This window comes from Gilliamella mensalis (assembly GCF_900103085.1).
GTDB lineage: Bacteria > Pseudomonadota > Gammaproteobacteria > Enterobacterales > Orbaceae > Gilliamella > Gilliamella mensalis.
Genome location: NZ_FMWR01000002.1, coordinates 147,449 through 169,061, shown reverse-complemented (window position 1 = coordinate 169,061; position 21,613 = coordinate 147,449). Strand labels below are relative to the sequence as shown.

Sequence of the window (21,613 nt, the reverse complement as noted above, 5' to 3'; positions counted from 1 at the left end):
ATAGTTATAGTTAGGAATTGGATATTTACCATATATAGAGGTGCTTAATGCGATTTTTACCCGTTAATGTTGATGCGTTTATTGTTGAATTAACAACACTTGAGCAAACAATGGCGCTTACCAATGCACTGCAAAGTGTATTTATGCATTGGCATATAGAAGAGATAATCCCCGCAGCGCGCACTATATTGATTCGTTATAATCCCATTGCGACTAATGCTAATACGCTTGTTAAGCATATCGCTAAATTAGATATTTCAGCAAGTGTTATGCAATCTGGTGAATTGGTGACAATACCTGTTCATTATAATGGCGAGGATTTAGCCCAAGTGGCTGAATATCTAGGTATAACTGTTGCTCAAGTCATTGCAAGACACACCAATAATGAATATCAAGTGGCTTTTTGTGGCTTTGCACCTGGCTTTGCTTATATGGTATCTAAAAATGCTCAGTTTAATGTACCGCGTCGCAAGTCACCACGAGTTCGTATTCCAGCGGGTTCAGTTGCTTTAGCAGGTGAGTTTAGTAGTGTTTATCCTCGAGCAAGTCCTGGCGGTTGGCAACTTATTGGTATAACCGATATCGCTGTATGGGATTTAAATCGCGATAAACCTGCATTATTAAAACCTGGTAGCCGAGTTAATTTTGTTGATGCTACCAAATCCACTAAAAAGTATCATTTGCCTAGCGTTAAAAAAGACGATAACAACAGCAATCAACAACAGGATATCAAAATATTAGCAACAGGATTACAAACACTTTTACAAGACGCAGGGCGCATTGGTCAGGCGGCATTAGGTATCTCTGAATCTGGAGCGATGGATAAGGGGGCATTACATAGCGGTAACCGCATTGTGGGCAATCCAATAAATGAAGTCGTATTAGAAATTACGCAAGGTGGTTTTAAAGCGCAGGTAAACCGTGGTATGTTGGTTGCTGTCACAGGGGCTCAGTGTGATATACACATTACAACATCAGATGGCGAAAAGTATAATGTTGCCATGTATCAACCGATTCAATTGGAAAAAGGCGATATTATTAGTTTGGGAAGCGCAAAATGTGGTGTACGCAGTTATTTGACTGTGCGTGGTGGTTTTCAAGTATCACCTGTTTTAACCAGTTGCTCTTATGATACACTTGCCCAAGTCGGACCCTCACCACTTAAAATTGGTCAAACGCTAGCTATTAAGAATATTCCAACCTTAAATGCGGTGTCGTTAATTGAAACACCAATGATACGCTATCCAACTTGTAATGATGTTATTGTACTCGATATTGTGCTTGGACCACGTACTGATTGGTTTACAAAGCAAGCAGTAGAATTACTTTCTTCTCAACTATGGCAGGTGACACCTGCATCTAATCGCATTGGTTTACGTTTATCTGGTGACATGCCTTTAAGCCGTGACAAAGAGCAAGAATTACCCAGTGAAGGCACCTGCATTGGAGCAATACAAATTCCAGCGAATGGGCAGCCGGTACTATTTTTGAATGATCATCCTTTAACAGGGGGCTATCCTGTTATCGGGGCTGTGTGTACATACCATTTAGATTTGGCCAGTCAAATTCCTGTCAATGCCAAAATAAAATTTAATCCTATAGGGATGTTTAAAGAATTTGAAGGGAGTGATATTGATCATGTCTGAAAATAATCAAAAAATAACGCACAAAGTATTGATCGCTAACCGAGGCGAGATTGCAGTACGTATTATACGTGCTTGTCGTGATATGGGCTTTTTGTCTATTGCAATTTATGCTGATGCGGATATTGATGCACTTCATGTACAAATGGCTGATGACGCTTATGGATTATCAGGCAACTTACCAAGTGAAACTTATCTTGATATTGATAAAATCATTGCTATAGCCAAAAGGTCAGGCGCTACAATGGTGCACCCAGGTTATGGGTTTTTATCAGAACGTGTTGAATTTGCTAAAGCAGTGCAAAATGCTGGTTTAATATGGATTGGACCAAATCCAGAAACGATCGAAATATTAGGCGATAAAGTCAGAGCCAGACAACTTGCATTGCAAGTTGGCGCCCCATTAGTTGCTGGAACTAAACAACCAGTGCAAGATGTTAAAGAAGTCGTTGAATTTGCGCACGCTCATGGTTTACCGATAGCGATTAAAGCGGCATTTGGTGGTGGCGGTCGGGGATTAAAGGTGGCTTGGCAAATGGAAGAAGTTGAAGAACTTTATCATTCCGCTGTACGTGAAGCGACTACCGCTTTTGGTCGTGGTGAATGTTTTTTAGAACAATTTTTACATAATCCTCGGCATATTGAAGCACAAATCATTGCAGATACATTAGGTCATGTTGTTGTGGTTGGAACTCGTGACTGTTCACTGCAACGTCGTAACCAAAAATTAATTGAAGAGTCACCCGCACCGTTTTTAACCGAACCATTAGAGCAACAAATTATTGAAGCTTCGATTGATATTTGTGCTAAAGCAAATTATGTCGGTGTGGGTACAGTTGAATTTTTGCTTAGTCAGGATGGCAAGTTATCCTTCCTTGAAGTAAACACAAGATTGCAAGTTGAACACCCAGTTACAGAAGAGACAACGGGTATGGATCTTGTTATCGAGCAACTGCTCATTGCCCAAGGTTTACCGCTTAGTATTAACCAAATGCCTAAACCACGAGGTCACGCCATTGAGTTTCGTATTAATGCCGAGGATGTAGCTAATGGCTTTTTACCCGTAGCTGGTACCATTACCCGGTTTGATGCGCCATCAGGGCCAGGAGTACGTTTAGATAGTGGGGTACTTGCTGGTTCGGCTATTCCGTCCATGTTTGATTCACTCATAGCAAAACTGATTATTGTTGGAAATAATCGTGAACAGACCATTGCAAGGGCCCGTCGTGCTTTAGCTGAGTTTTCGATTGACGGGGTGGCAAGTGTATTACCATTCGCACGTGCGGTTATTGAACATCCAGATTTTTGTGATGATTTTAAAGTGCATACGCGTTGGATCGAAACTGAATTGACTGCAACAATAATGCCTGTCAAAAGGCAAATACCACAAAAAGAAGCAACGCTGACTCACACATTTATCGAGATTGACGGTAAACGTTGTAAACTGGGGTTTCCTGCACAACTTTTTGCTGGGTTATCCTTGCAAACGGAAGCTAATTTAGATACATCTTCCAGCGTGAAAGAAGAAATCTCTGAATTGATTGTCCAGTCACCTGTTTCGGGTAGTGTTTTTAAATGGGTGATCAATGATAATCAAAGCGTAAACGCGGGCGATGTTATTGCTATTATGGAAGCCATGAAAATGGAAGTTCAAGTTATTGCACATCGAAACGGTGTTTTAAAACAAATACTCCAAGAAGGGCATTATGTTAATGCGGGCGATATTGTTGCTGAAATTGGTTAGCGATGTACATAGCATTAATTTAATGAATAAACTAAGAGAAACTAAATTTTGGATAAGTATATTGTCTAATATTTTGGCGTATACCAATAAACACGAAGTTTATTTTTAACAACTAGTATTGTATCAAAAGGATAAGACTAGTTTTTATCAAATTTATTACTAAAGTATCTCGGGTATTTGTTTATTATAAATTTGTTTGATGCTTGAAACTAGGTGTTTTATTTTTTATACAAATTATGATAACAGACATTGATGTAAAGCTTCTTTTAGTTGAAATGTCAATAGCCCCAATAAACTAATACGCGCCAAATAACGAAAGTTCGATTTGGTCATTTTACTTATGGGATTGTATGGAATGTTGACTTATATGAGCATGGGTTATCGCAATGGCTAAAGCATCAGCAGCATCAGCCTGTGGACTAGCTGGTAATTTTAATAATAGTTTTACCATGTGTTGTACTTGTTTTTTATCAGCAGCGCCAGTTCCGACTATACTTTGCTTAACTAAACGGGCAGCATATTCAAAAACAGGTAGATTATTATTGACTGCTGCCACGATTGCCGCTCCTCTTGCTTGACCTAACTTTAATGCCGAGTCGGCATTACGAGCCATAAAAACTTGCTCAATAGCAAACATATCAGGTTGGAATTGTAAAATAATCTCACTGACACCAGCATATACGCGTTTTAAACGGGTAGGCAAATCATCAACAGCAGTACGGATGCATCCACTTCCCAGATAGGTAAGCTGACGCCCCGTTTGATGGATTACGCCGTAACCCGTCAAACGAGAACCAGGATCGATACCAAGAATAATGGCCATTAGAGAGTAGCTGCAACCTCGTCAGAAACTTCACCATTATGATAAACTTCTTGAACATCATCACAATCTTCAAGCATATCAATTAAGCGTAGTAATTTTGGTGCTGATTCAATATCAAGATCGACTTTAGTCGCTGGAATCATTGATACTTCAGCCGCTTCAGCAACTAAACCGGCTGCATCAAGCGCATCTTTTACTTCGCCAAATGATTCGGGAGTAGTAAATACATCAATTGCACCATCATCATAAGTCACAACATCATCCGCTCCTGCTTCAAGCGCAGCATCCATAACTAGATCTTCATCAGTGCCAATCGGGTACGAAATAACCCCTTTTTTGGTGAATAAATATGAAACTGAACCATCAGTGCCTAAGTTACCACCCGTCTTAGTAAATGCATGGCGTACTTCAGATACAGTACGATTGCGATTATCACTTAGACATTCGACCATGACAGCAGTACCCGCAGGCCCATAGCCTTCATAAATGATCGTTTCCATATTGCTATCATCTTCACCCCCTACACCACGAGCAACAGCTCGATTCATGGTATCGCGAGTCATATTATTAGATAACGCTTTATCCATTGCTGCACGTAATCTAGGATTTGACGCTGGATCGCCACCACCTAATTTTGCTGCTGTTACTAGCTCACGAATAATTTTGGTAAAGATTTTACCGCGTTTTGCATCTTGAGCAGCTTTGCGGTGTTTCGTATTGGCCCATTTACTATGACCTGCCATAAAATTCTCCAGATAATATAATTTAAAATTCGTCGTATTTTAGCAAACTTTTAGTTGAAATTCATTATCAATATGTTTATTCATTTTCGCCGATTGATTCTATCAAATTTTTTATTTATCAGCAAAAAAGCGCCTTAAATGAAGGCGCTTTTTTGTCATATTATAAAATGTAAAATAATCGATGATTAACTCATTCCATACTGTTTTAATTTTTTGCGAAGTGTACCGCGGTTAATACCAAGCATATTGGCAGCTCGAGTTTGATTGCCTCGTGTATATTGCATAACCATATCAAGGAATGGATGTTCAACTTCAGCTAACACTAATTCATATAGATCAGTAGGATCTTCACCATTTAATTGCGATAAATAGTTTTTTAAAGCTTGCTTTACTGAATCTCGCAATGGCTTTTGTGTTATTTGGTCTTGAGAATTTACAGTTGTAAATTTAAGTGCTGCAGCTGTAACGCGTTGTTCTGACATAGTATTCTTAACTCTTTGGGTTGTTTCTAATTTGACTAAAAAATGCTTTTAGAGTGTTTACTTGCTCACTTGTATTGCTAAGTACACTAAATAAGCGCCTGAATTGATCGCTGTCAGCATAATTCTTGGTGTACCAATTTACATGCTTTCTGGCAATCCTTAATCCTTTGTATTCTCCATAAAATTGATAAAGCTCATCAAGATGTGACAATACAACTTGTTCTACCTCATCAATAGTTTTATTATTTTTTAACTGTCCATGTGTTAAATAGAATGCAATTTCTTCAAATATCCAAGGTCGCCCCTGTGCCGCTCGGCCGATCATTATAGCATCAGCTTGCGTATATTGAAAAACATCTTTTGCCTGTTCAGGTGTACAAATATCCCCATTGGCAATTACAGGAATCGTAACGTTTTCTTTAACTGCCTTAATAGAATCATATTCAGCCACACCATTGAATAAGCAAGCACGTGTTCGTCCATGAATAGTAATTGCCTTTATGCCACAGTCCTGTGCAATTTGTGCGATTTCTATGCAATTTCTATGATCTTTATTCCATCCAGTCCGCGTTTTTAATGTTACCGGAACATCAACTGCTCCGACAACTTTCTGCAAAATTTTTTTAATAAGTTCTGGATACTGCATTAAAGCAGATCCTGCCAATTTTTTATTGACCTTTTTAGCTGGGCATCCCATATTGATATCAATCAATTGAGCGCCATGTTTGACGTTAAACTCTGCAGCTCTTGCCATTTCATCGGGATCAGAACCAACAATCTGTACTGCACGAACACCAATGTCATCGCTTGCAATCATCCGCAAAGCTGATTTATCGGTATGCCAAACATCCGAATTTGCTAAAAACATTTCTGAAACTGTCATACCAGCACCAAACTGGTAGCACAAATTACGAAATGGTTTATCGCTGATTCCAGCCATTGGTGCTGCAATTAAATTATTTTTTAATTTAATTTCACCAATGCTAAGCAAATTAAGGGCGGCTATATTACGCATTTTTTCTCTAACTTAAAAGGGGGTAACGTTATTTTTTTAATTTTTTTTACCAGTGATACGACACCACTCTTCCTGTTCAACAACAGGATCTAATGTAAAATGAGGTTTATAAGCCATGCAAACACTTGGTGATTGATTTGCCAAAATACCCGATAATCCTAGCTTACCTTGCGGTTTTACTAATTTGCTTATATGCGGTTCAAGTTCTTTTAATGGACCGGCTAAAATATTGGCAACAAGGATATCTGCTTGTAAATTATCAGGGATATCTTCTGATAAATAAAGTTCTAACTTTTCGCTGACATCATTACGCTGAGCATTGTCACGACTAGCTTGAATGGCTTGAGGATCGATATCAATACCAATTACTCGTTTTGCACCTAATTTAAGTGCTGCAATTGCCAAAATACCAGACCCACAACCGTAATCAATCACTAATTTATCTTTCAGATCTAGACTATCCAGCCAAGTTAAGCATAATGCAGTAGTAGGATGAGTACCTGTGCCAAAAGCTAAACCGGGATCTAACATAACATTGACTGCGTTAGCATCCGGCACGCTACGCCAGCTTGGACATATCCAAAGTCGCTTACCAAATTGCATTGGATGAAAGTTATCCATCCATTCACGTTCCCAGTCTTTATCTTCTAATTGTTCAATCTTATAAGAATATTGAGCAAGATTTAATATTGCCTTTAATTCATCGATATCTGTTTGAGCATCATACAGACCAATTACATCGGTATTACCCCAAAGTTTAGTTTCGCCCGGTAATGGTTCAAAAACAGGATTATCATAAGTGTCTTGAAACGTGACTGATGCTGCTCCTGACTCTTCTAATTGTTCGCTAATTTTTTCGGCAAGATCGTTAGTTGTATTAATTCTGAGTTGAATCCAAGGCATAATTTTTTCCTGTGTTACCAAACATATTGGCAATAATAAACACCACCAATCCAATAATTAAGGATGGGATAATCGGATGAAAAGCATAAAGCTTTATATTGTAAGCGGCTAATAAAATATAACTCATTGCACCAGTAAGCATAGAACATAAAGCGCCTGTTGAATTGGCTTTTTTCCAATAAAGCCCAAGTACTAATGGCCATAAAAATACAGCTTCAAGCCCGCCAAATGCAAGTAAATTTAACCATATAATCATATCTGGTGGATTCCAAGCCGCCAAAATAAGTAATCCGCCAAAAATAAAGGTAATAAGAACAGATATGCGCGTTAACATTTTATCGCTATAGATTTTGTTATGTTTCATGCTTAAAAATAGGTCTTTAATAATCACTGATGAAACTTGTAATAGCTGGGCATTAATTGTTGACATAATTGCGGCAAGCGGAGCAGCTAGAAAGATACCTGCTGCTAATGGTGGCATGATGTTAATTATTAAGGTAGGAACAATTTGATCCGGAACTGTTAAATCACTAATAATTGCTCTACCAAGCGCGCCAGATAGGTGCATGGTTAACATAATAATTGTGACAACAATCGTACCAATAATAATACCTTGATGTACAGCTTTACTGTCTTTGTACGCCATGCAACGAACCGCTGTATGAGGTAAACCAACTACGGCAAAACAGACTAAAACCCAAAATGACGCCATAAACGGAAAGTCCATGAAATTGCTAGGACCTTGTGGTGTTAGTAGTGCAGGGTCGATTTCATTCAATCGGTGAATAATTGCTGTTATACCTCCACCTGCATAGATAATCGCTGTTAATAGTAAGATGGCTCCAATTATCATTACTAGACCTTGGAAGGCATCATTTAAAATACTCGCTCTAAAGCCTCCAAAAGCAGTATAGATGACGGTACCAATACCAAAAATTAATAATCCGATATCATAAGAAATACCAACCGATGATTCCAACAATCGTGCACCACCAACAAACTGTACCGTCATAGCACCAATAAAAGCAATAACTAATGCAATACTAGCAAGCCAAACTATTGCTTTACTTTTATAGTGTGCATAAAGCATATCACTTAAAGTTATTGCATCATATTTGCGCGCTAAAATAGCAAATTTTTTGCCTAAAATACCAAGTGAAAGTAATACTGTTGGTACTTGGATCATCGACAATAATACCCAACCAAGACCAAATTTATAGGCAGCACCTGGACCGCCAATAAATGAACTTGCACTAATATATGTTGCAGCTAGTGTCATGGCGAGTAAAAATCCACCCATAGTTCGATTACCAATAAAGTAATCAGTAAATTGATTTACTTTCTTGCGTTTAATATAAGCATAAATTGATAACGCAAACACGAAAATAAGATAGATGACAAGCGGTATAATAATATCCAAATGCATTGTTTTATCACTTAGTTTGTTCTAATGAAATATTTTTGAATTGAAATTTTACAACCATCCAGCAAAGTAATACAAAACCGACAGGTACCATAATGCAAGATAGTTCAAACCACAATGGAAGACCTAAAAATCCTGAATTATCGCTAACGCAGTAAGCACAAATAATCCATCCAAGAAGATAAATAAAAGTTAACAATAATGAAAGTATAGCTTCTTTATTAGCTTGCTTATATCGAGCATCCATATTGATTGATTGGTGAATTGAGGGTGGCTTAGATTAAAAGAAAGTACTTAACTTAGCAAGTATATTGCAATTTATGCAATATTGTGTTTTAAATATATCAATTTTAGCAATATAAAAAGTACTATATAGTGGTTGATAGTCGATTAAGAATAATTCAACTTTGGAGAGAATAATGTCAAACTATTTTAATACACTAAATTTACGTGAAAAATTAGAACAACTAGGTCAATGCCGTTTTATGGCGCGTGATGAATTTGCATCAGAAGCTAATTTTTTAAAAGGTAAAAAAATTGTAATTGTAGGTTGTGGAGCACAAGGTCTTAACCAAGGTCTTAATATGCGTGATTCAGGTTTAGATATATCTTATGCATTACGTAAAGAAGCGATTGCTGAAAAACGTCCATCATGGAAAAAGGCAACTGAAAATGGTTTTAAAGTAGGAAGTTATGAAGAATTAATTCCAACTGCTGATCTTGTGATTAACTTAACGCCTGACAAGCAACATTCTGCTGTTGTGCAAGCAATCCAACCACTAATGAAACAAGGCGCAGCACTTGGCTATTCACATGGTTTTAATATTGTTGAAGTAGGCGAAAAGATCCGTTCTGATATTACCGTTGTTATGGTAGCACCAAAATGCCCAGGGACTGAAGTGCGTGAAGAGTATAAACGTGGCTTTGGTGTACCGACCCTGATCGCCGTTCATCCAGAAAACGATCCGAAAGGTGAGGGTTTAGCAATCGCTAAAGCATGGGCTGCAGCAACAGGTGGACATCGTGCAGGTGTTTTACAATCTTCATTTGTTGCAGAAGTTAAGTCAGATTTAATGGGTGAACAAACAATTCTTTGTGGTATGTTACAAACTGGATCGTTACTTTGTTTTGATAAACTGGTTGCTGATGGTGTTGATCCTGCTTATGCGTGTAAATTACTCCAATTTGGTTGGGAAACAATCACTGAAGCGTTGAAACAAGGCGGAATTACCTTAATGATGGATCGATTATCAAATCCAGCTAAATTAAGAGCTAATGCTTTAGCAAAAGAATTGAAAGAGATCATGACTGATCTTTATCGTAAACATATGGATGATATTATATCCGGAGAGTTTTCATCAACCATGATGAAAGATTGGGCAAATAATGATGTTAACCTACTAAAATGGCGTAAAGAAACCGGCGAAACCGCATTTGAAAAAGCCGCAGAATATCAAGGTAAAATTGATGAACAAGCTTATTTTGAACAAGGGGTAGTGATGATTGCGATGGTTAAAGCTGGCGTAGAGCTTGCGTTCGAAACAATGCTTGAATCTGGCATTTTACCTGAATCAGCTTATTATGAATCATTACATGAATTGCCTCTTATTGCAAATACCATTGCACGTAAACGTCTATATGAAATGAATGTAGTCATTTCTGATACGGCTGAATATGGTAACTATCTATTTGCCAATGCTGCAGTCCCATTATTAAAAGAAAAATTTATGCCAATGTTACAATCAGGCGATATTGGTAAAGCGATCCCTGAAGATAGCGTGGATAATGCACAATTACGCGATGTGAATGAAGAAATTCGTAATCATCCAATAGAGATAATTGGTCGCAAACTACGTAGTTATATGACGGATATGAAACGTATTAATGTGGCAAGCTAACTATTACTTATAATGAAATAAATAGGTGCTGAAAAGCACCTTTTTTATGTTTAAAATTTTTTGTAAAAAAATTTAAGGAAAATGTCTGTTTTAGTATAAATTCGTGTCCAATTTATCTAAATCGATGTAAATTAGATTATACTTAGATAGTTCTAATCCTTTTGCTTAAACTTTAAACTATTTAAAAATTATATAATTAAACTATTTTTATTTTAACTTTATATTTATTTTTTAACTTAGTTATGTTATCTTGTTGACTAAATTTAATTTAATTGACAAGGATAACATATCAATGAAAATGGCTTTTCGACCAACTGATTGTTGGCGTTGGTATTTTGACAGAAAATACGATAGCTTAATGCTTGAAGTTTCATCTGAAATGTTATTCCGTTCTTGCTATCAAAGTAAAATGTTAATTCCTGATGTTTTTGGTGAGTTTTCATTTTCTGTTAGTGATGCGACATCTTATTATCAATTTTATAATAGTTGTCAATGGCTTAATTTGACAGAATCACAAAAAATTGAATTATCAATTAATGCTATTGTAGCGTCTAATTTTTTAAAACCTCAGATGCCCAAAAGCTGGTATTTTTCACAACAACCAATGTTATACACACCTAAAGTAGCCGATATTGTTGAAGTGATTTTGCAAAAAAATAGCCAAAAGGTTTGTTTAATGGTTGTTGAAGCGGGTAAAAATGCTTCGCTTTGTATTATTGCGCAACCTACTTTTGTTGCTATGAGCAAAACGTTTATGTTTTCTGAAGCAATTAAGGTGATGAATGATAGATTAAAGCCAGTAGAGAAAAAATTAACAGAACAAATGCCAATGTTAGATAATTTTGAATTCAAAGCTATTTCTTAATTAATTCAATTGTAATATCTCCTTTAGGAACACAGCTACAGGCTAAAATTCGATGATTATGTTTTATAGCTGACTGAGTTAACGAGCTTATTTCTCCCTTTTTCAAAACAATTGAGCAACGCCCACAAACACCTGAACGGCAAGAATAAGGTAATGCTATTTTATGCTGTTCCAATTGTTCTAAAATAGTTTGCTTATTATTGCCTTTAATGGTTTTACCTTCAAAAGTGATTGCACAATGTTGTGTTTCACTTTTTATTTTTGGTGGAAAGGTTTTAATATAGTTTTTGGCTATCTGTCTTTCCAAGATTTCTACTTTGTCGTGAATCGATATCGTTCCATGATTGCGGGCAATCATATTTATACCAAAATCGATTTGACCTTGATCATCGGTTCTAAAGTGTTGTAGCGTTTTCAGCGGTTCATTATTAGCTAATGGTTTTGTAGAATTGACATCAATGCTTGTTAGCACACAGCGAGCGCAAGGTTTAACAATATCAAAAATCACCTCGCCAATTTTGATTGTCTTCCAACCATCTTCAGCAAAAGGTAGTGCACCTTGAATGATAATATTACCGCGAAATTGCCTAATATCTAACTTTTCGGGGCAATGATGTTGTAAATAATTTAATGAAGCTTTGTTCAATAACAAATAAGGGTAACCATTAGCAAAACTGACAGGAGCTTCAGGATAGCGTTTTGTGCGACGAGTTAACTGTTTACCAACCCAGCGTAATTGCACATCTTTGTGTAAAAATTGACTAAAAAATTGATTCACTCTTATTGGTGCAATATGTGAGGTAAAATGGTTTCCCCAAACTTCGGTTGGTTCATTGGCAAATGAAAATTCATTAAAATTAAATTTTATCGTTTTTGTAGAGGAAAGGAATACATACACTTCATTATTTATTGTCAATGTTTTAAGTTTTAAAAGTTCAGGATATTGTCTTGCTGTAATAAACGTACCATCAGGTTCTGTAATCATCAAAATACGATCATACTCAAAACCGCCGTCAGAAGTTTTCGCCTTTTTAAGCGGTACGCCTTGCATCGATTTGATTGGATAGATGTATAATTGATTGACGAATATCATAATATCTTAAAAAAATCATAAATATTGTTATAATTATATACTAAATGCCAACCGGTTTATATGCAATAGACAGCAGAGTTAATTTAAAAGAATAGGTGTTTATTGAATATTAAATATACAAATTAAGACACTAATTCTGTATAACTAATCTCCACTATATAATAAAATATTTTTCCATTTGGGATAATAACGGCTATTTCATCATCAACTTTATGTCCTATTAGCGCTCTTGCTACAGGGCTGTTGATCGATATCCAATTTTTTTTAGGATCAAACTCATCAGCTCCCACAATACGATAAACGTGTAGATTTCCATTTTCATCTTCTAATTTTACCCATGCACCAAAAAATACCTTTCCCTCTTGTCTTGGGTCTGGCTCAACAATTGTCAGTGACTCTAATCGTTTAGTTAGAAAGCGAACTCGTCTATCTATTTCTCTTAATCTTCGTTTACCATAGATGTATTCGGCATTTTCACTGCGATCGCCAAGCGCAGCAGCATCTGATACCGCTTGGGTAACTTTTGGTCTTTCTTCTTTCCATAAATATTTTAATTCGCGATCGAGTGCTAAATAGCCCGATCTTGTTATATAATTAGCTTTTTGCATGTTGAAAATAAATTCTGTTAATTGACAAAATATTCAGAGATACCATGATAAATAATCAAATTAGCCATATTATAGCTGGTGAACTCAGTGTAAAACCAGAACAAATTTTAGCTGCGATTCAATTATTGGACGAAGGTAGCACTGTTCCATTCATTGCGCGATATCGAAAAGAGGTAACAGGTGGGCTTGATGATACGCAGTTACGTAATCTTGATAGCCGATTAAGCTATTTACGTGAACTTGAAGATCGCAAAAAAACGATTTTAAAGTCCATTGAAGATCAAGGTAAATTAACGCCAGAATTAAGCAAAAGTATCACACAAACACTCAGTAAAACTGAACTTGAAGATCTCTATCTACCTTATAAACCTAAACGTCGTACTCGCGGTCAAATTGCTATTGAAGCGGGTCTTCAACCATTGGCAGATGACTTATGGCAAAATCCAATGCTTTCTCCTGAGTTCGAAGCAGAAAAGTATATTAATTCAGACAAAGGCATTGCTGATACTAAATCTGCATTAGATGGCGCGCGTTATATTTTAATGGAAAGATTTGCTGAAGATGCGGCATTACTGGCAAAAGTACGTCATTATCTTTGGAATAATGCTCATTTAGTTTCACAAGTGATGAGTGGCAAAGAAGAAGATGGTGCAAAATTCCGAGACTATTTTACACAAAGTGAACTTATTTCTAAAGTTCCATCTCATCGTGCATTAGCGATGTTCCGAGGGCGAAATGAAGGCTATTTACTGCTCTCGTTAAATGCCGATCCACAATTTGAAGAGCCACCAAAAGAAAGCTATTGTGAACAAATTATCACTGAATATTTAGGTGTCCATTTTAATGATCAGCCAGGGGATAAATGGCGCAAAGCCGTTATTAATTGGACATGGCGCATTAAAATTTTAATGCACATGGAAACCGAATTAATGACAACATTACGAGAACGCTCCGAAGAAGAAGCGATTAATGTATTTGCTGCCAACTTGCATGATATGCTAATGGCAGCTCCAGCTGGTATGAAAGTGACTATGGGCATGGATCCTGGTTTAAGGACAGGCGTAAAAATAGCAGTTGTTGATGCAACAGGTAAATTAGTCGCGACAGAAACGGTTTACCCACATACAGGGCAGGCTGATAAAGCAGCTATGGTTATCGCTGCACTTTGTATTAAATATCAAGTTGAATTAGTGGCAATTGGTAATGGTACGGCTTCGCGCGAGACAGAACGTTTTTACCTTGATGTTCAAAAAAAATACCCTGAAGTTAAAGGTCAAAAAGTTATTGTGAGCGAAGCTGGTGCGTCAGTGTATTCAGCGTCAGAACTTGCAGCACAAGAGTTTCCAGATCTTGATGTATCGATCCGTGGTGCGGTATCAATTGCAAGGCGATTGCAAGATCCATTAGCAGAGCTTGTTAAAATTGATCCTAAATCAATCGGTGTTGGTCAATATCAGCATGATGTAAGTCAAACTCAGTTAGCTAAAAAACTTGATGCGGTTGTTGAAGATGGCGTAAATGCAGTTGGCGTCAATTTAAATACCGCCTCAATGATGCTACTTGCACGTATTGCTGGACTAAATAAAGTGATTGCTCAAAATATTATTGATTGGCGTAATGAAAATGGACAATTTACCGATCGTAAGCAGTTATTAAAAGTGTCACGCTTAGGTCCTAAAGCATTTGAACAGTGTGCTGGTTTTTTAAGGATTATGGATGGTAAAAATCCACTTGATGCATCAGCCGTTCACCCTGAAGCTTATCCTGTTGTAGAACGAATTTTAGAAAAAAATCATAAATCATTGAAAGATATTTTAGGTGACACTAATTACTTAAAATCACTTAATGCCGTTGATTATGTTGATGATCATTTTGGTGTTCCAACTGTAACTGATATTATTAAAGAGCTCGACAAACCAGGACGAGATCCAAGGCCAGAATTTAAAACAGCTCAATTTGCTGATGATATTGAAACGATGGAAGATCTAAAAGTTGGTATGATTATGGAAGGTGCAGTAACCAATGTAACCAACTTTGGTGCTTTTGTGGATATAGGTGTTCACCAAGATGGTTTAGTGCATATTTCGGCACTGTCGGATAAGTTTGTTGATGATCCAAGAACAGTTGTAAAAGCTGGTGATATAGTGAAAGTTAAAGTAGTGGAAGTCGATATTCCACGCAAACGAATCGCTTTAACTATGCGTCTTAATGATCCAACATCATTAACTAAGCAAGATGTTAGTCGATCGACTAAAAATAGAACTCATGCTAGCAAACCAAATAATAATAGTTCATTGTTAGGTAATAGTGCGATGGGTAATGCGTTTGCCGCAGCCTTTAAAAAAGGCAAATAGCACTAAATTTAATCAATTAGAATTAAAAAAGGGAGACAATGTTCCCTTTTTTAATTAGTTTATTTTTATACTATTTTTTCATCGTTGTCATTTGCTGACAGCAAAAATTATAAATATACAGTGGGTAAAGTAATCTGTTTTAATCCACTTTGTTTTAATTGCTCGGCAAAAAGCTCGACTTGTTGTTTAGTAGCTAATTGCCATGTTCTAGCGATGCCATGTGTGCCATGATTATGAAAAGCATTTATTCTTATTCGAATATTGGGATCTAAATCAATTAAGAATTTGGCAATATTTTTAGCATTATTTTGTAGATCGGTTTGTTTAGGAATAATTAAAAATCTTATTTCATATAATTTGTTAACTTTCACAAGATATTTAATTGTATCTTTTACTCGGAAATTATCGCGTCCTGTCAGCTGTTTATGTACATCATTATCCCAAGCTTTCAGATCAATCATTGCGCCGTCCATCACGTTTGCTATTTTTTGCCATCCTGTTTGGTGTAAGTAACCATTACTATCAATAAAACAAGTAAGATGTTTTAAATCGTTTGCCTCTTTAATGGCATTAAATAACTTTCCAATGAAGGGTAATTGCATTGTGGCTTCTCCACCGCTTAGGGTAATGCCGTTTAAAAATGGTAGGTATTTTCGAATAGTCGTTAAAATATCATCGACACTATATTTGTAAGTCATTGGGGTAGAATGATAAATACAAGTATTAATACAAGTATCGCATTGTTGACAATATGAAGTCTGCCATATAACTTTCTGGTTGCTAAAGCTTAATGCTTGATATGGACAAGTCTGAACACAGCTGCCACAATCTCTACATAGTGAAATTGTATAAGGATTATGGCAATTTAAGCAACGAAAATTGCATCCTTGCAAAAATATAACCAGCCGATTGCCAGGTCCATCCACACAAGAAAAGGGTAAAATCTTATTAACGATTGCCCATGATTTGCTCATGACTAATAACTCGTGATTTTCGGCACAAATAGCTGTTATTTTCTGTGTCATCAGCCGCTTCTGCCCCTAAAAATGTTGTATTAATTCGGGAACCCTCCTTTTTATACTTAGCAATATCAGACAGTCTTACCATATATCCTGTTACCCGAATAAGATCATTTCCGCTTATATTGGCAGTGAATTCGCGGAACCCCAATTTGAAGGCGGCTTTACAAATTTGTAGTAAAGCTGATGGATTACTTTTGATGGTCTCATCAATAGTTAAAATATCGCTAATACCAGAGGTGAAATATTGATGATGTTTAAATAGTGCCATAATATGGGTAACAGGATCGGGTTCGTGACCATAAGGGATGCGTAATCCTGGGGTTGCCCCTCTATCGGAGCTAATGCCAGATTGTGCGTGTAACATGGCCTTTCCTTTCCAGGCATGTTTGATTTCATAATTATCAATAAATTCAGCTAGTTGCTTTGATATTGTTAAAGCCAGTTCATTGGCATCTTCATCTTTACCATAACGCCCAGTTAGATTTGATTTTTCTTGCAAGATATTGACCGCTTCGGCCATTGCAAAGATACCAAACATTGGTGCAAATCGATCAGAATCGATTAATCCCTCTGTAACTAAAAAACTGCTATTAAAAAAGTTGGATTGTTCGTAAAGAAAAGCAGATCTTGCCTTAATAAGATTTAACTGTAATTGGCAATAATAGGGTAGGATATTTGTCAGAAAATCTTCAATATTTTGACTATGCAATGCCACTTCTTTTAAGTTGATTCTTGATAATGTACTTCCACCTCCCGCAACTGGTAGTGAATTATAACAACTTACTACGCCGTATCCTTTTTCATCAAAATCTTTTTGGATCATGTTATTGTTTGCAATATGAGGTTTGCTTGTTTCACAAATATTTTCTATTGCCACTAATAATAGTGACTCAGATGTAATCATTTCGTCATAGATAAAGGTTAAATTAGGTGCAACTTGTTTAAGTTCTCTATCTATACGTAAGATTACACGACCGATAATATTATCGGTAGGTCCAATATTGGCATGCATAAATGCATCAGGGAAATTACGATCTAGCATTATCCAAAAATGTTTCAATTGCTCATAAATTTCATCTTCTGTAAGATTGCCAACATAAGGAAGTAAAATTTGATCTAAGCAGCCTAAATAAACAGGCATACCAGTGACAGAAGGAACATGATGATAGATGATGGTAAGCATATTTAGTGCATCAGCAAAAGTTTTGGCAGGTTCAAGTTCAAGCCATTTTGAACCTTGTTTTAAAAATTTAGGATAATCCGGAAGCACATAACGTGGTTTGTACGGAGCGTGACCTTCGTACATATCGCAAATAACACGCTCACTTAAGGCTTGTTGGGTTTCATTATCTAGATCTACATAAGGTAGATTATTTTCCGCAGCAAGTGCAAGCAAACTAGATTTTTGTTTTGGTGACAAGTTAGAATCTGTCACAATGTTATAACAATTTTGTTGAAATTCGGTCATGCTCATAATTGCCTCAATACTTATTTCTCAATAATAAATTGTGCTGGTTCATAATCAGATGCATTAATTGGCGAATGTTCCTCAAAATATTGTTTTACTACATCAGCGTCTCGATAACCAGTATCCACATAAGTTGGTGAAGTATTAGTTACTGGATAACCATCGCCGCCTGCAGCTAAAAAATCTAGTGTAGCAATACGATATGATTTTTGTAAATCAATGGGTTCATTTTTAATTTTTACATCTTTAATATTATCGCCAGATCGTGTTAGAGTGATATTTTTCAGGTGTGGATACCCGCCCGAACCTTGTTTTTTATTGAGTGCTACTTTAAGGTAATTAATTAATTCGTTACCAGGCAATTCAAAATAAACAACACTATTACCAAAAGGCTCAACTTTTAGGATATCGCGATAAGTAATATTGCCCTCAATTAATGAATCGCGAATCATGCCACCAGACATAATACCAATGTCAGCCTTGGTTTTTTCAACAAAAGCACTGAGTAGCAACTGTCCCATATTACTTTGTTGATATCTTACAACATTGCGATCACCTTCAAGGCGACCGATTAATTCACCACTTTTAACCAGTAATTGTTGTTTACCTTGTTCTTGATAAGGTTTTAAATTTTCGAGTAATGTTTTATCTTGTAAGATCTCTTTAGTGTAATATTCAAGGTGTTTTGTCCCGTCACCATTATCTATTTCTTTTTTTAGATTGATTGGAATTAACTGGTAATTTTGCAACGTTATTTTGCCATTTAAAAAGACAAAATCAGCACGCCCAACATATTTACCCCATTCATGGGCTTGTACAATCCATGTACCATTTTGTTGATCAGGCGCGCATGGGGTACCTGGTACATATTCGGCAATGCGTTTATTCGGGCTTGCCATACAAACGGGATTTTGCGAATGACCACCGACAATCATATCTAATTCGCCACTTTGCAAGCCTCGGGCTAATTCAACATCACCCGGTGCCATCGAGCCATGTTCACCATTTTCGTAATGTCCCATATGTGTAACGGCAATAATCATATCTGGACTTTCTGTCTTTTTTATTTGGGCAATAACTTTTTGTGCTTCGGGTAATGTTTTTCGAAATTCAACGCCATCAGTATTTTTAGGTGAAGCCAAAAAAATTGTATCATCTGTGGTTAATCCAAATACCGCTACTTTAATGCCATTTAAATCAAACATTTTGTAAGCATCAAAAACACGATTATCAGTACCTTTAAAGTAAGTATTGGCAGATAAAAATGGGAAATGGGCCCATTTTTGTTGTTCACGGATAACAGTTAAAGGATGATCAAATTCATGATTACCTACCGCCATCGCATCGTACCCAACTTCATTCATACCCAAAAAATCTGGTTTGGCTTGAAGTACATCGGATTCAGGAACACCAGTATTAATATCACCACCAGATAGAAGCAACAACTTTCCACCTTTCGTGGCTACTTCCTTTCTTATTTCATCAACAACTGTTTTTTGTGCAGCAAGACCATATTCACCAATATCATTTTGCCAAAAACGACCATGGTGGTCGTTAGTGTGTAAAATAGTAAATTGATAAGTTTTGTTTTTTTCCCAACTTGTTGTCGTTGATTGTATCGTTGAAGTTGCTATAGAGTTACCTGAAAATAGTCCCAAAACAACAAGCAGTAATATTTTTTTATTCAAATTTGAGTTATACATGGTGCATCCTAAATCCTTATTGCCAATGATTACTCAGTAATCACTTTATAAATCAATTGTGGTTCATTGGCACAATCACTAATAATAATATTGTCATACAATTTTTGCTTAATCGCATCAAGCTTATCTGTACTAGCATGAATGGTTAACAATGCTTCGCCTTCGGCAACTTGATCGCCCACTTTTTTATGTAACACGATTCCAACCGCTGGATCAATAATGTCCTCTTTGGTTGCGCGCCCAGCGCCTAGTTGCATTGCCGCAATACCAATTTGATCTGCAATAATTTTTGATACATAACCTGATTTAAGAGCCGGTAGGGCAATTTGGTAAGGTGCACTAGCTAGTTTTTCAGGATGATCAACAATAGAACTATCACCACCTTGTGCTTCAATTAAAGTTTTGAACTTCTCGATAGCTTTGCCATTTTTAATGACTTCTTGAAGTTTTGCTCTAGCTTCTTCCAATGTTTTGGCTTTATTGGCAAGCACAACCATTTGGCTACCTAATGTTAAAACTAATTCAGTTAAATCAGCGGGGCCATGGCCTTGTAAAGTATCAATGGCTTCTTTTATTTCAAGCGCATTACCAATTGCAAAACCAAGTGGTTGTGACATATCTGAAATGATAGCCATGGTTCTACGACCAATTTGGTTACCGATATTCACCATTTCATGGGCTAATTTTTCGGAGTCGGCCATCTCTTTCATTAGTGCGCCATCGCCAGTTTTGACATCCAGAACAATGGCATCAGCGCCAGCGGCTAATTTTTTGCTCATAATTGAGCTTGCAATAAGCGGAATAGAATTAACTGTCCCTGTTACATCCCGTAACGAGTATAGCTTTTTATCTGCTGGTGTTAGATTGCCAGATTGGCCAATCACGGCAAGGCCTTTATGATTAACTTGATTAATAAAATCTTGTTTACTTAATTCAATTTTAAATCCTGGAATAGACTCAAATTTATCGGTGGTACCACCGGTGTGCCCAAGTCCTCGACCTGACATTTTAGCCACAGGTACATCTAAGGCTGCAACTAAAGGGGCAAGCACTAATGTTGTTGTATCGCCCACACCACCAGTAGAATGTTTATCAACTTTAATACCTTTGATGGATGATAGATCAACCGTATCGCCTGAATACATCATTGCGCTAGTTAAATCTGCACACTCTTTTGATGTCATACCTTGATAATAAATTGCCATCAATAAAGCACTAACTTGATAATCAGGAATTTTGCCGTTAGTGTAGTTTGTAATAAAAAATTGTATTTCTTCCGTTGATAGTGCTTTTCCGTCGCGTTTTTTTTCAATAATATCAACAAATCTCATAACGATACTCTCTTATATTGATAATAGGGTGAATCTTTAATTATTAAATCACCCTAAGTTTAATGGGTTAATAGGAAAATGCTTGAGACTAAATTAGTCCAAATCACTTGGTGAAAATGACCAAGGTAATAATTCACCCACTGTTGTTTCTTGGATTTTTCCCTGCATATTGGTCAAAATCACGGGCATATCTTTAGCACAAAACTCGCTAATAACTTGACGACAAGCACCACAAGGTGAAATTGGACCCTCGGTATCACCAATGACCACCAATTTTTTAAATTTTGTTTTACCTTCAGATACCGCTTTAAAAATTGCAGTTCGCTCTGCACAATTAGCTAGTCCGTACGATGCATTTTCGATATTACAGCCTAAAATTGCTTCGTTATTTTCAGTAATGAGTACAGCACCAACCTTAAATTTAGAATAAGGTACATAAGCTTTAGAACGGGCTGTTTTAGCGAGTTCAATGAGTTTGTCAATTTTCATATTGAT

Annotated in this window: 19 protein-coding genes; 5 read left to right on the top strand and 14 right to left on the bottom strand. The window is 36.6% G+C overall.

The features are described 5' to 3' along the window. Positions 1-47 precede the first annotated feature (47 nt). Positions 48-1,646: a 5-oxoprolinase subunit B/C family protein gene (locus BQ5209_RS01095; RefSeq protein WP_085246738.1), complete on the top strand. Its 1,599-nt coding sequence runs from the start codon at positions 48-50 to the stop codon at positions 1,644-1,646. Continuing rightward, positions 1,639-3,387, top strand: coding sequence for an acetyl/propionyl/methylcrotonyl-CoA carboxylase subunit alpha (locus BQ5209_RS01090; RefSeq protein WP_085246737.1), 1,749 nt, complete (start codon positions 1,639-1,641; stop codon positions 3,385-3,387). Before BQ5209_RS01095 ends, BQ5209_RS01090 begins: the two co-directional genes overlap by 8 nt. A 334-nt stretch (positions 3,388-3,721) precedes the next feature. Here BQ5209_RS01090 and ruvC read toward each other — a convergent pair whose 3' ends face one another. The 7 genes from ruvC to BQ5209_RS01055 all read right to left on the bottom strand — a co-directional run bounded on the left by ruvC (position 3,722) and on the right by BQ5209_RS01055 (position 9,023). Then, the gene (gene ruvC, locus BQ5209_RS01085; protein ID WP_085246736.1) at positions 3,722-4,210 is read right to left on the bottom strand and encodes a crossover junction endodeoxyribonuclease RuvC; all 489 of its coding nucleotides are present in this window, start codon (positions 4,208-4,210) and stop codon (positions 3,722-3,724) included. Continuing rightward, positions 4,210-4,953 carry a YebC/PmpR family DNA-binding transcriptional regulator gene (locus BQ5209_RS01080; RefSeq protein ID WP_085246735.1) on the bottom strand — a complete coding sequence of 248 codons (744 nt, stop codon included), beginning with the start codon at positions 4,951-4,953 and terminating at the stop codon, positions 4,210-4,212. Before BQ5209_RS01080 ends, ruvC begins: the two co-directional genes overlap by 1 nt. Positions 4,954-5,138: 185 nt before the next feature. Then, a complete protein-coding gene (gene fis / locus BQ5209_RS01075; RefSeq protein ID WP_034883623.1) occupies positions 5,139-5,435 on the bottom strand; it encodes a DNA-binding transcriptional regulator Fis in 297 nt (98 codons plus the stop codon). Positions 5,436-5,442: 7 nt separating this feature from the next. Next, positions 5,443-6,450, bottom strand: coding sequence for a tRNA dihydrouridine synthase DusB (gene dusB / locus BQ5209_RS01070; protein WP_085246734.1), 1,008 nt, complete (start codon positions 6,448-6,450; stop codon positions 5,443-5,445). 36 nt (positions 6,451-6,486) lie between these two features. Further along, the gene (prmA, locus tag BQ5209_RS01065) at positions 6,487-7,353 is read right to left on the bottom strand and encodes a 50S ribosomal protein L11 methyltransferase (protein ID WP_085246733.1); all 867 of its coding nucleotides are present in this window, start codon (positions 7,351-7,353) and stop codon (positions 6,487-6,489) included. Continuing rightward, positions 7,328-8,779, bottom strand: coding sequence for a sodium/pantothenate symporter (gene panF / locus BQ5209_RS01060; RefSeq protein WP_085246732.1), 1,452 nt, complete (start codon positions 8,777-8,779; stop codon positions 7,328-7,330). The genes prmA and panF overlap by 26 nt, the downstream gene beginning before the upstream one ends. 7 nt (positions 8,780-8,786) lie before the next feature. Continuing rightward, positions 8,787-9,023, bottom strand: coding sequence for a YhdT family protein (locus BQ5209_RS01055; RefSeq protein WP_085246731.1), 237 nt, complete (start codon positions 9,021-9,023; stop codon positions 8,787-8,789). A gap of 172 nt (positions 9,024-9,195) precedes the next feature. On the opposite strand from BQ5209_RS01055, the gene ilvC reads away from it, so the two are divergent. Further along, positions 9,196-10,674: a ketol-acid reductoisomerase gene (ilvC, locus tag BQ5209_RS01050; protein WP_085246730.1), complete on the top strand. Its 1,479-nt coding sequence runs from the start codon at positions 9,196-9,198 to the stop codon at positions 10,672-10,674. Between the two features lie 292 nt (positions 10,675-10,966). Then, complete coding sequence (locus BQ5209_RS01045; RefSeq protein WP_085246729.1) at positions 10,967-11,539, top strand: cell division protein ZapC; 573 nt, start codon at positions 10,967-10,969, stop codon at positions 11,537-11,539. Here BQ5209_RS01045 and BQ5209_RS01040 read toward each other — a convergent pair. Together BQ5209_RS01040 and greB are read right to left on the bottom strand one after the other, a co-directional pair. Continuing rightward, positions 11,529-12,632 (bottom strand): YcbX family protein, encoded by a 1,104-nt coding sequence (locus BQ5209_RS01040; RefSeq protein WP_085246728.1) that lies wholly within the window; start codon positions 12,630-12,632, stop codon positions 11,529-11,531. The two genes, BQ5209_RS01045 and BQ5209_RS01040, sit on opposite strands and share 11 nt — an antisense overlap. A gap of 122 nt (positions 12,633-12,754) precedes the next feature. Next, the gene (greB, locus tag BQ5209_RS01035; RefSeq protein ID WP_085246727.1) at positions 12,755-13,240 is read right to left on the bottom strand and encodes a transcription elongation factor GreB; all 486 of its coding nucleotides are present in this window, start codon (positions 13,238-13,240) and stop codon (positions 12,755-12,757) included. A gap of 44 nt (positions 13,241-13,284) precedes the next feature. Here greB and BQ5209_RS01030 point away from each other — a divergent pair, with 44 nt between their 5' ends. Beyond that, entirely contained in the window at positions 13,285-15,594 is a 2,310-nt protein-coding gene (locus BQ5209_RS01030) for a Tex family protein (protein ID WP_085246726.1), read from the top strand. A 107-nt stretch (positions 15,595-15,701) separates the two neighbouring features. Here BQ5209_RS01030 and BQ5209_RS01025 read toward each other — a convergent pair whose 3' ends face one another. The 5 genes from BQ5209_RS01025 to BQ5209_RS01005 form a co-directional block, all read right to left on the bottom strand. Further along, a complete protein-coding gene (locus BQ5209_RS01025; RefSeq protein ID WP_085246725.1) occupies positions 15,702-16,568 on the bottom strand; it encodes a YjjW family glycine radical enzyme activase in 867 nt (288 codons plus the stop codon). After that, entirely contained in the window at positions 16,543-18,090 is a 1,548-nt protein-coding gene (locus BQ5209_RS01020) for a YjjI family glycine radical enzyme (RefSeq protein ID WP_370737815.1), read from the bottom strand. The genes BQ5209_RS01025 and BQ5209_RS01020 overlap by 26 nt, the downstream gene beginning before the upstream one ends. Before the next feature lie 14 nt (positions 18,091-18,104). After that, on the bottom strand, positions 18,105-19,787 hold the full coding sequence (gene ushA, locus BQ5209_RS01015) for a bifunctional UDP-sugar hydrolase/5'-nucleotidase UshA (protein WP_085246723.1): 1,683 nt from the start codon (positions 19,785-19,787) through the stop codon (positions 18,105-18,107). A 29-nt stretch (positions 19,788-19,816) separates the two neighbouring features. Further along, positions 19,817-21,118 (bottom strand): pyrimidine-nucleoside phosphorylase, encoded by a 1,302-nt coding sequence (locus tag BQ5209_RS01010; RefSeq protein ID WP_085246722.1) that lies wholly within the window; start codon positions 21,116-21,118, stop codon positions 19,817-19,819. A 93-nt stretch (positions 21,119-21,211) separates the two neighbouring features. After that, positions 21,212-21,607, bottom strand: a complete 396-nt coding sequence (locus BQ5209_RS01005; RefSeq protein WP_085246721.1) for a cytidine deaminase — start codon at positions 21,605-21,607, stop codon at positions 21,212-21,214. Positions 21,608-21,613: the final 6 nt, after the last annotated feature.

Bases quoted from the DNA above. Each gene is read 5' to 3' on its own strand.
- BQ5209_RS01095 (WP_085246738.1), top strand. From the start codon at position 48: ATGCGATTTTTACCCGTTAATGTTGATGCGTTTATTGTTGAATTAACA.
- BQ5209_RS01090 (WP_085246737.1), top strand. From the start codon at position 1,639: ATGTCTGAAAATAATCAAAAAATAACGCACAAAGTATTGATCGCTAAC.
- ruvC (WP_085246736.1), bottom strand. From the start codon at position 4,210: ATGGCCATTATTCTTGGTATCGATCCTGGTTCTCGTTTGACGGGTTAC.
- BQ5209_RS01080 (WP_085246735.1), bottom strand. From the start codon at position 4,953: ATGGCAGGTCATAGTAAATGGGCCAATACGAAACACCGCAAAGCTGCT.
- fis (WP_034883623.1), bottom strand. From the start codon at position 5,435: ATGTCAGAACAACGCGTTACAGCTGCAGCACTTAAATTTACAACTGTA.
- dusB (WP_085246734.1), bottom strand. From the start codon at position 6,450: ATGCGTAATATAGCCGCCCTTAATTTGCTTAGCATTGGTGAAATTAAA.
- prmA (WP_085246733.1), bottom strand. From the start codon at position 7,353: ATGCCTTGGATTCAACTCAGAATTAATACAACTAACGATCTTGCCGAA.
- panF (WP_085246732.1), bottom strand. From the start codon at position 8,779: ATGCATTTGGATATTATTATACCGCTTGTCATCTATCTTATTTTCGTG.
- BQ5209_RS01055 (WP_085246731.1), bottom strand. From the start codon at position 9,023: ATGGATGCTCGATATAAGCAAGCTAATAAAGAAGCTATACTTTCATTA.
- ilvC (WP_085246730.1), top strand. From the start codon at position 9,196: ATGTCAAACTATTTTAATACACTAAATTTACGTGAAAAATTAGAACAA.
- BQ5209_RS01045 (WP_085246729.1), top strand. From the start codon at position 10,967: ATGAAAATGGCTTTTCGACCAACTGATTGTTGGCGTTGGTATTTTGAC.
- BQ5209_RS01040 (WP_085246728.1), bottom strand. From the start codon at position 12,632: ATGATATTCGTCAATCAATTATACATCTATCCAATCAAATCGATGCAA.
- greB (WP_085246727.1), bottom strand. From the start codon at position 13,240: ATGCAAAAAGCTAATTATATAACAAGATCGGGCTATTTAGCACTCGAT.
- BQ5209_RS01030 (WP_085246726.1), top strand. From the start codon at position 13,285: ATGATAAATAATCAAATTAGCCATATTATAGCTGGTGAACTCAGTGTA.
- BQ5209_RS01025 (WP_085246725.1), bottom strand. From the start codon at position 16,568: ATGAGCAAATCATGGGCAATCGTTAATAAGATTTTACCCTTTTCTTGT.
- BQ5209_RS01020 (WP_370737815.1), bottom strand. From the start codon at position 18,090: ATGAGCATGACCGAATTTCAACAAAATTGTTATAACATTGTGACAGAT.
- ushA (WP_085246723.1), bottom strand. From the start codon at position 19,787: ATGTATAACTCAAATTTGAATAAAAAAATATTACTGCTTGTTGTTTTG.
- BQ5209_RS01010 (WP_085246722.1), bottom strand. From the start codon at position 21,118: ATGAGATTTGTTGATATTATTGAAAAAAAACGCGACGGAAAAGCACTA.
- BQ5209_RS01005 (WP_085246721.1), bottom strand. From the start codon at position 21,607: ATGAAAATTGACAAACTCATTGAACTCGCTAAAACAGCCCGTTCTAAA.